Annotated in this window: 12 protein-coding genes and 1 pseudogene; 7 read left to right on the forward strand and 6 right to left on the reverse strand. The window is 43.6% G+C overall.

Annotated features, from left to right (window positions below):
- On the forward strand, positions 1-500 hold a 500-nt coding region (locus RH89_RS08690; protein WP_004401166.1), incomplete at its 5' end, for a cobaltochelatase CobT-related protein.
- Between the two features lie 10 nt (positions 501-510).
- On the opposite strand, the gene RH89_RS08695 is transcribed toward RH89_RS08690, so the two are convergent.
- Complete coding sequence (locus RH89_RS08695; protein ID WP_004401167.1) at positions 511-1,281, reverse strand: helix-turn-helix transcriptional regulator; 771 nt, start codon at positions 1,279-1,281, stop codon at positions 511-513.
- A 53-nt stretch (positions 1,282-1,334) separates the two neighbouring features.
- A complete protein-coding gene (locus tag RH89_RS08700) occupies positions 1,335-1,868 on the reverse strand; it encodes a YbhB/YbcL family Raf kinase inhibitor-like protein (RefSeq protein WP_004401170.1) in 534 nt (177 codons plus the stop codon).
- 212 nt (positions 1,869-2,080) lie between these two features.
- Between RH89_RS08700 and grxB the strand changes: the two genes are divergently transcribed.
- Positions 2,081-2,731, forward strand: a complete 651-nt coding sequence (grxB, locus tag RH89_RS08705) for a glutaredoxin 2 (RefSeq protein ID WP_004401172.1) — start codon at positions 2,081-2,083, stop codon at positions 2,729-2,731.
- A gap of 649 nt (positions 2,732-3,380) precedes the next feature.
- Complete coding sequence (locus tag RH89_RS08710; protein ID WP_004401174.1) at positions 3,381-4,199, forward strand: S1 family peptidase; 819 nt, start codon at positions 3,381-3,383, stop codon at positions 4,197-4,199.
- Between the two features lie 247 nt (positions 4,200-4,446).
- Here RH89_RS08710 and RH89_RS08715 read toward each other — a convergent pair whose 3' ends face one another.
- Positions 4,447-4,656: a hypothetical protein gene (locus RH89_RS08715; RefSeq protein WP_004401176.1), complete on the reverse strand. Its 210-nt coding sequence runs from the start codon at positions 4,654-4,656 to the stop codon at positions 4,447-4,449.
- A 557-nt stretch (positions 4,657-5,213) separates the two neighbouring features.
- Here RH89_RS08715 and RH89_RS08720 point away from each other — a divergent pair.
- Together RH89_RS08720 and RH89_RS08725 are read left to right on the forward strand one after the other, a co-directional pair.
- Positions 5,214-5,753: a phenolic acid decarboxylase gene (locus RH89_RS08720; RefSeq protein WP_004401177.1), complete on the forward strand. Its 540-nt coding sequence runs from the start codon at positions 5,214-5,216 to the stop codon at positions 5,751-5,753.
- Positions 5,754-5,861: 108 nt separating this feature from the next.
- Positions 5,862-6,083: a hypothetical protein gene (locus RH89_RS08725; RefSeq protein WP_004401178.1), complete on the forward strand. Its 222-nt coding sequence runs from the start codon at positions 5,862-5,864 to the stop codon at positions 6,081-6,083.
- Positions 6,084-6,132: 49 nt separating this feature from the next.
- On the opposite strand, the gene RH89_RS08730 is transcribed toward RH89_RS08725, so the two are convergent.
- The 3 genes from RH89_RS08730 to RH89_RS08740 form a co-directional block, all read right to left on the reverse strand.
- Entirely contained in the window at positions 6,133-6,447 is a 315-nt protein-coding gene (locus RH89_RS08730; RefSeq protein ID WP_004401180.1) for a hypothetical protein, read from the reverse strand.
- Positions 6,448-6,655: 208 nt separating this feature from the next.
- On the reverse strand, positions 6,656-7,474 hold the full coding sequence (locus RH89_RS08735; RefSeq protein ID WP_004401190.1) for an AraC family transcriptional regulator: 819 nt from the start codon (positions 7,472-7,474) through the stop codon (positions 6,656-6,658).
- Between the two features lie 3 nt (positions 7,475-7,477).
- The gene (locus tag RH89_RS08740; RefSeq protein ID WP_004401191.1) at positions 7,478-8,080 is read right to left on the reverse strand and encodes a LysE family translocator; all 603 of its coding nucleotides are present in this window, start codon (positions 8,078-8,080) and stop codon (positions 7,478-7,480) included.
- 282 nt (positions 8,081-8,362) lie between these two features.
- Between RH89_RS08740 and RH89_RS08745 the strand changes: the two genes are divergently transcribed.
- Both RH89_RS08745 and RH89_RS08750 read left to right on the forward strand, forming a co-directional pair.
- The gene (locus tag RH89_RS08745; protein WP_004401193.1) at positions 8,363-8,809 is read left to right on the forward strand and encodes an RDD family protein; all 447 of its coding nucleotides are present in this window, start codon (positions 8,363-8,365) and stop codon (positions 8,807-8,809) included.
- A pseudogene (locus RH89_RS08750) lies at positions 8,809-9,123 on the forward strand (LysE family translocator); the annotation flags it as partial. The gene RH89_RS08745 and the pseudogene RH89_RS08750, both read left to right, overlap by 1 nt.
- Positions 9,124-9,149 lie beyond the last annotated feature (26 nt).

Here is a 9,149-nt window from a genome sequence, read left to right on the forward strand (position 1 = left end):
GAGAGTGGAATGGCGGTCGAGCGTATAAAGAGTGGATGAAGCAAGGCAAGCCAAAGTACCCCGGTCGCCTAAATGATGTTCGACACCTTATTTTTAAAGAAACAGCCGATACTTGGGCGCAGTCGAAAGGGCAAATTGCAGCATTACTCAAGCAGGATTTGTTCAAAGAAGGGGTAGACGGTGAAGCGGTTGCCTGGGCGAGCCAAAGGCTCATTGAGAGCAGTGCTACACACAAATTGTTATTGGTGATATCCGATGGCTGCCCGATGGATACGGCGACTCAACTTGCCAATGGAGAGGATTACCTCACGCACCATTTATGTAGAGTCATTGAAAATATGAGTAAGCGAGGTATCACGACAATGGGGTTGGGCGTTGGGCTGGATTTGAGTGCTCTATACCCTCATCATATTGCAGTCGAACCAGATCAGGATTTCCACACCCAAACTCTCCTGAATGTGGTAGACAGACTGGCTGATGCGGCGACGCATTCTCGGTGAGTCCTCCTTCTTAAAGGGTGCGAACGTACTCTTTGGGTGTGATACCGAAGGTTTGTTTAAAGCGATTCGCAAAACGTGTTTCCGATTGATACCCGCAAGATAATGCCACCGACAGCTGACTGCGAGACTGCTGCATCAGCCCTAACGCATACATCATTCGCACGTTTGTCAGTACCTGCCGGAAGGTGGTGTTTTCCGCCGCGAGTTTTCGGTTTAAAGTCGCACGACTCATAAAAAAGTGCTCGGCGACAATTTCAACTTTATGATCGTGCCCAGGATTAACGTTCAGGTACTGAGCCAGCTTTTCCTTGATTTCGGTGGTTTGGTGAGGGAATAACTTGTGCAGCACCCCCGCCTGTTTTAGTTCAGCATAAAAGCCGTAAAGAAACTGCTTTTGTGCCTCTCTGGTGAGACCGCTATTCGCCATTTCAAATAACGTTTCAAAGCAGAAAGCAAGAGTAGGCGTGACCTTAATTCTCATGGGGTTGTTGTCTTTCTGCTGCTCAGACTCAATCACCCAGTCACTGGGTGGCGGTGTTAAAAACGTTAAGGTTCGAGAGTGGAAAGGCAACAGGGTAGGTTCGTTAACAAAAGTAAGGTAGTGACTGGCGGGGCTAACCAGCCAGTCAGATTCGGTGTAGTTGAGTGTTTCCTCATGCCACCAAAGGCGCTTTTCACCTTGGGCAACCCAAATGATCGTGGGCGCGTAAATCAACACGTTGCGCAGCGGTTGAGATGTTGCTGCATGAAAGTGTCCAGCCTGAATTAGCGATGCGGTCATTTGAGTACCTGTTTTCTTTTCGTTTAATCTCGTTTCGAATAACCTGAATGTTGTTACTCACGCACGTAGGTCGCGGTGAGTGTAGCTTTGCCTAAAGATGTGCTGTTTAAGGTGTAACCCACAATGGCATTCGAAGCATGTTCTGGTACGTTCAGGGTTTGGGTTGGTAATGCCCAAACCCTGAATTGGTAACGGTGCATACCGTGTCCTTTCGGTGGGCATGCACCACCAAACCCGAGCACGCCGTAATCGCTTTTGCGCTCTTTACCTACAAACGAAACCTGAGTCGACGCACCGCGCTTTAAATGGGTTACATTAGCAGGAATGTCTGTTGCCACCCAGTGCCACCATCCGCTTCCGGTAGGTGCGTCTGGATCATAAACCGTAATGGCGAAACTCTTGGTGCCTTTCGGCGCATCTTTCCAGCTTAATGCCGGGGAAAGGTTGTCTCCCTCACAGCCAAAACCTTTGAATTCGAATGTACTTTCCATCCGAGAGCCTTCCTGAATGTCGCTGCTGGTCAGCGTGAACGCTGAGCTATTCATTGATACAGCAGTAAGCGTTAGAGCAAGATATTGGGCTTTCATCATCGTTCTCCTTGTTTCGATAGCCTTTTAAAAAACTAAGGACAAGGTTACGAAGGTTGAGCATATCGAAATGCACAGAATGGCTCAAATTTTATTCCATTTGGGGTATTTTGAGCGATTTGGTTGTTTTGACTGTTGTCGTGTTTACGAGTTAGAGAAATCCGTTCAGTTTGATACACTTGCTGCAAAATTCAGCCTCTTAAGGAGAAGAAATGAAGCTGTTTGTATTTGAGCACTGCCCATATTGCATCAAAGCAATGATGGTGGCGGGGCTGAAAAACCTTGCTGTTGAAGAAGTCTTTCTGCAAAACCATGATGTCGATGCTCGTATTGAAAAGGTAGGGGCAAACATGGTGCCAATTCTGGAAAAACCAGACGGCAGCTACATGGCAGAAAGCCTGGACATTGCTCAGTATCTGGATGAGTCTGACGGTTCTCCGGTGATAACTGAGGCTAAGCTGGGTGACAAGATCAGCGGTTGGTTAGGACAATTCTTTGAGTTCAGTGGACCTTTGCTATACCCGCGCTGGCTGATGATTGAATTGCCAGAATATGGCAGTGAAGACGCAAAAGCATGGTTCACGAAAAACAAATCTGCGATGATCGGGATGAGTTTTGACGAGGCGTATGCCAAGACGGATGAGTACCTGGCAAAAATGAATGCGCACCTTGAGCAACTTGAGTGGTTAACCTTGCCTTCTGAACGTGGCAATGCCATCAGCTACGATGATGTAAACCTGTACCCACATCTGCGTAACTTAACTGTGGTGAAGGGCATTCAGTTCCCTACGCATGTTCGACAATACATTGATGAAGTCACCAAACTCACTAAGATTCGTCTGTTTGACGCGGTAGCGGTTTAATTCAGCAAAAAATCCCGATTTAATCGGGATTTTTTTCTAAGTATCCAGTGGAATGACTCAATGCCAGTTGCTTGTCTATTCAAAAAAACGAGAGTTTTATCTGCCACTGAAATTAAGAATATAAACAGTACGGTCAAGAATGAGCTGTTTATAAATATTAAATATTTTGTTTAATCAGAACTATTTCTTAGATATATTCTAGGTTATAAATAGAAAGCCTTGTGTCATTAAGTAATATGAGTCAAAGAAGATTTTAAATATTTAAGTTCTAAATTAGCTCAATAATCATCTTGAATTTTTAATGGTTGCTGATACCGTATATCGAAATGGTCTTGTAAGTAAAAACAACATAAGAATATGCTTATAAAGGTTTTATTTATCTGTTTTGATTTTCTATTCTCCAATATATAAAAAGAAATAGTTGAATAGACTCTATGGAATTTTTGGAATTAAAGGTGAATTAATACTGAATATCCGTGCTCTATTAATATATCCATCATTGATAATGATCTCATTTATATATGTGCTCTTTGAATAAAGATCCTGTTTTATCATTTATTAGGAATAAAAATACTCTCAGATATTTAAATATTTATGAGGCGCAATATGCGCTTCTTTTTAATCAACAAATACATGGAGAGTATCAAGCATGAAAACTCTTATTTTAAGAACTTTAGCATTAGGATTGGGTGTGTTTAGTGCCGCTTCATACGCTGCACAACCCAGAATCGTCAATGGTGATGAGATTACCCATGAGTCGGCACCGTATATGGTCGCATTAGTTTTAGTCACCGACGACGGGTATCGACAAGGTTGTGGTGGCACGCTGATTTCAGATGAATGGGTGGTAACAGCAGGTCATTGTGTCGACGGATTCAACTCTGACAGATTCCTGAAAGTCGCTATTGGAGAGGAAGATTTAAGCCAGATTGAGCAAGGGCAAATCATCGATATTGACGAAATAGTTTTCCCTCGTGATTACAACCCGTTTTTCGTTGAACCTGACATTGCTCTTATCAGGCTGGAAACCAAAGCACACGAAAAATACACACCGGCTAAGATTCCGACACGACAAGTGAAACGCGCAATCGCATCCAAAGGGGATTATTTACGCGTTTCAGGCTGGGGCATGACTGAAACAGGGAAACCTTCACAAACACTCAGGTCAACCACGGCTCCAGTCATCACTAAACGCGAATGTCACGACAAGCTGGCGGAAGTACTGGATGTCGGCGAGTTTGACAAAGAAAACTACAAGAATGTCATTTGTACTTATGAAGGTGCTTCATCTGCTTGTTACGGTGACAGCGGTGGACCTCTTGTGGGAGCGATTGGAGACACAAACTTCCTATTTGGTGTTGTCTCTCGTGGTGCACCTCAGTGTGATGGTGCAAGTGTTTACACCAACGTAACTCGCTTCAATCGTTGGATTAAGTACATCACAGGCGTAAAACCAACGGATCTTTAAGCCAATACGCCACTATTGAGTTCAGAGGTTGGTTAGCGCCAATCAGTTAATAATGTCATCTGTGTGTTTCAGTGCTCACTTTATTGTTTTGACTCCCGTCAGCGTGATAACACTTGGCAGGCAGGTGGCATTTTAGTCTGATTTATTAACTATTTTGGGAAGAACGGTTTATTCCCAGATACGGGCGGCAGTATCTGTGAATAGGTGTGTAGTTAAAGATGACTAGTGTGGTTTCGCAGACTACTGTTTAAAAGCGGACAGCGAAATCGCCAATGACTTGGTTATCTGCGTTAGAAATGGTGCCTTTGCTCGATCGTTCGTCGTAGGCAAAGCGTAGGTTGATATCGGAAACGTGACCTTGAGTTAGAACGCTTCGAAGTAAAATGTCGCTATTGATTTGATGGGTTGTTACTTCCCATTGAGTGTTGTCTTCAAAAAGATTGAATTCGATTCTCATTGATTTCCTCTTTGGTGGTTTTGTTTTGGATTTTTCTCTCGGCACTTGTAGAACCAAAAGCGATGTCGTCCCATAGATTTAGACATAATGTTTTCCTTGGTCATTGAATAAAGAGAGTTTAAGTACTCTCGCTACCACTTAATTTAAGACTGCGAATGTTGCAGTTTTTGGTAAATTTTAAAACGATTTAATGACGTTAGCTCAATAAGCATAGTCAGTATCGAGTAGAAATAGCGTTAGTTTGCTGGATTATATGAGCTGAGAAAGTTCTGAAGAGAGTCGTCTGAGCCGAATGTCATGAGGCGAAACACAGAGTACAGCAAGTGTCATCACCTTGCAAACCAACCGATTTCACAACGGCAACACGAAGCCGTTGAAAGTTATGACAGGCAAAACTTCAAATATATCCCCGCCAATGAAAAGAAATGGACTAAAAGTCATAGAAACAAGATTCTCGAATTTACAGACCGTTGTTTTATGGAATAAAAATTAATTTTATAAAATAAATTCAAGCGCTGTTTACTTTAACTCGCAGCGCACTTTAAAAGGGTGAATTCATGCGTTTTGACAGAGAAGATCTCAGCCAGTTTGTTGGGAAAAGTTTTATCTACAACTACGACAAAGGGTGGCGTTACGAGTTATATGTAAAAAACAGGACCACCATTGATTACCGCGTCCACAGTGGCATTGTGGCTGGTCGTTGGGTAAAAGATCAAACGGTTTGCTTAGCTAGGGTGGGTGAGAATCTTTACCGAGTTTCCTGGACTGAGCCAACCGGTACGGATGTTTCGCTAACCCTGAATCTCCATGACTTTGTGGTTCATGGCGCGATTTATTTTCCGCGTTGGATTGTGAATAATCCCGAAAAAATTGCTTGTTACCAAAATGAACACTTAGAAGAAATGGAAGCGTTGCGCGACGCTGGTCCTATATATCCAACGGAAATCATCGATAGCTTTGCCACTCTTATCTACATGCGGGATTGCGGTCCCGATAACGAGCAAGTCATAGCATGCCCACCAAGTGAGCTTCCTGAAAATTATCCATTCTGTTTGCCGGACAAAAACCTGCTACCAGAGAGCGCTGCGATAGCATAGCCAGACAATTCAGGTGCAAAGACTTGGGCTTTTGCATCTGAAATTTATCTTTCACATATAAGGTCATATAGATTGTAGCGCCGTTTTACTTACGCGCGGAGGTACAATATGTGTGGTCACCAGAAGAATCCAGCAGCAAGCCATCGGAATTCCAATGAGTGGAAGAAAAGCGTACTCGATTCCGACCAAAGACGTCGATATGCCGAGTTAGCAAATCAGGCTCAGGAAAAACGTGAAACCAGAAGAGCAAACAGAAAAAATCAAAAGAAAACCAAGAAACCTAACTTCTTAAAAGCGCTATGGCGTAATTTTCTGGCAGTGAATGCTTAGTCTGGTCAAATAAAAGTGCCTTGCCAGCAGGCGAGGTATCTAAAATTACCTAATCCAACCTATTACAGCATCCAGAGAATGCAGCCGTACCTGTGGTGAGGATCATTACTTCGTAATCGTATTTGGAATCTGACATATCATCTGAACAGCTTCCGGTACGATGTAGCGCCATTAACTTCGTTGTTGGCTTGCTTTCAGAAGTGAAGGTGATGAACCATCGGTTGATATGGTTGTTGCTCTGAACAATATTTTTTATCGAAAACTCTTCTCTATTTTCATCTAAGTCTTCGAATATGACGCTGTCCTGATTGACGTTGAGTGACCAGAAAGGCTCTGTACCTAAGCATTGGAGTGGAAAGCGCATATCTTTCTCTGCACTGAAGCTAAAAAACGACAAGCCTGAAAGTGCAAAAACACTAAGTCTTTTTATTAGGGTGAGCATAGAGATTGCAGTTTGACCAAAAGATGACTCAGCTTAGGGTTTGAGTTTGGATCTAACAATAGGATTATTCTGATTTCTCGGTCTGGCTCAAAGTGATAGAAGTGACTTTCTTTCGGCTTCAATCAGAAGTCTACTCAACGAAAAATGACTGATAATGTTTAGGCGTAATGGCTAAACGCTTTTTGAAATGCCTTTGGAAATGAGCTTGGTCAGAAAACCCGGTTTCTGAAGCTGTTTCTGCTAAGGACAACCCATTTTTAAGTAACGATTTTGCTTTAATGATCCTTTGGTCGAGCTGATATGCGTGAGGAGACAACCCAAAATGGCGGTTAAACGCTCGGATGAGCTGGTATCGGCTCATATTGGCTTCCTGAGCAAAATCATCCAGAGCGATGTTTTTATCAAGTTGGTCGCCCATCATTTCTAAAACCCGATTCAGGTTTGGTTCCGGTTTCTGTATGGACTTGCCTTCCAGTTGTGGCTGCCCGAATACCGTGGCGAGATATTCAATCATTAACGACTCTGTGGCCAACGCATTGTCTTCCAAAAGTAGTGCCTGGTATAGCTGGTGGAATTGAGCATACAGATTTGGGCGCTGCTCATAGTTGCGAATAAAGGGTAAATAGTCGTGACCGTGTTTTCCTGTCCACTCCTGCTGAAGTTGCCCGATCCAGTGAGTATCAACAAACAGCATCCGATATGACCATTGGGCTTTGTCTGGGTTACAGGAATGCATGTCTCCGGGATTAATGGTCACAGTGTGACCTCGATGAACGTTATGGACTTTTTTCAGATTGCGATAACTGGCACTGCCGCCATCAATCACTCCAAATGAAAACTCATCATGCGAGTGAGCCTGATAGCACGCAAAAGAGTCGCATGCGGTTCGCATTTCGACGAAGGGCAAGCTCCTTGATTGAGCGAGAAAAACCGAATCATCCTGTTTCATCAATCATTCCCACCACATTCCAGCTACTGTTATTGCAAGCAGTAAACCCATAAGTACATTAAACATTCTTTGTCTTTTGCAGCTGTTTAGCCAACGGCCAATGGCTTGACCGAAAACCGCCCAAATCGCGACACCAACAAAACACACTACTAAAGAAATAGTGACGAGTAGGGTTAAATACAAGTTCGCAGAGTTTGTTCCGGCAACAAAGAGTGAAATCCCCGATGATGCGTACAACCAGGCTTTGGGATTTAAACCTTGCGTCATTGCCCCTTTACCAAATCCGGGTGGGTCAGTTTTTGCGCTCGTTTGTTGTAATGCTACAGGCGAAGATGAGGCAATCTGGTACGCCAGATAAAGCAGAAAAAGGGAGCCAGCCACTTTTAGGTAGAATGAAAATTCCGGTACAGAAAGCAGAATCGAACCAATGGTTAATCCACATAGCAATACAACGACTGCATAAGACACAGACGCCCCAACAACATACACCAATGCTTTTTTCACTCCAAATTGTGCCCCCGAGGCTGCTGCTACAATGTTCACTGGTCCCGGAGTAGCAGCCCCTGCAAAGGCAAATACCACCATTGAAATGATGAGCGATTCCATTTTGTAACCCTTTTACGTCATTCAGACAGTCCAATTTACTGAATGCGAAAAAGTAAGTATTGAATGAAATTGCAGGTGACAGCTCCTTACGTTTTTGAAGAGGCTGTTCGGAAAGTACCTGAAATCGATAGTAAGATTGTCTGGCGCATCAAACAACGACTTAGAAGTCGAGTTTCTATCGATTTAAGCTTAGCTTCTTGATTTGTCTTAGGTATATTAAGGTTCGCTGTTTGGCAATCAATCAGTTTGGCTAGATAAAAACCTTATATATGGACATAAATAATGAGCATTGAAGCGACTGAGGTTGATACAGAACCTCAAACCACCCCGGATTTATCCCATTACAGACTGGCAAGCCCTGGCAGGCGTTACGTTGCGCAGGTCATCGACGGTATTGTGACCTGGTGTATCTACCTTATTCTGCTCAGCAGTTTGAATTACTTTTCGGTCGAAAGGGATCTGACGGACATTATTTCACTCTGTCTGGCGGGCATGTATTTTGTTTTTTCAGATGGTTTACCTAAAGGCAAAAGCTTGGGCAAACATCTGCTGGGGATGACCGTTCTAAACAAGAAGAATGGTGAATACTGCTCGCTGTGGCGTTCTTTTTTGCGCAATTTCTTTTCTCCTATTTTATGGATTTTTGATGCCATGTTTATTTTGGGGAAGAAGAGACAGCGTCTTGGCGACAAGTTCGCTAGCACTATTGTTATCAGGGACCAAAAGTAATGGATCTTTTGCAGTTACTTCTATTCATTCCTGCGTGTTTTGCTCTGAACATGACGCCGGGACCGAACAATTTGTTGTCTCTGAATAATGCCCGCTGCTACGGTTTTCAAACCGCTGTTATCGCAGGGCTTGGGCGTATTGCCGCATTCGCTGTCATGATTGCACTGGCAGCCTCTGGTCTCGCTGCAGTTTTATACGCTTCAGAAACCATTTTCTTCGCCATTAAACTGGTGGGTGCGGCTTACCTGCTATGGATCGCCTTTCAGCTCTGGCGTTCAGAAGCGTCTCCAGTGCAGCAGATGGATAACCTCAAAGAGTAAGGCTGGCTTGGCTAAGCAAG

The organism is Vibrio nigripulchritudo ATCC 27043 (genome assembly GCF_000222685.1).
Classification (GTDB): Bacteria; Pseudomonadota; Gammaproteobacteria; order Enterobacterales; family Vibrionaceae; genus Vibrio; species Vibrio nigripulchritudo.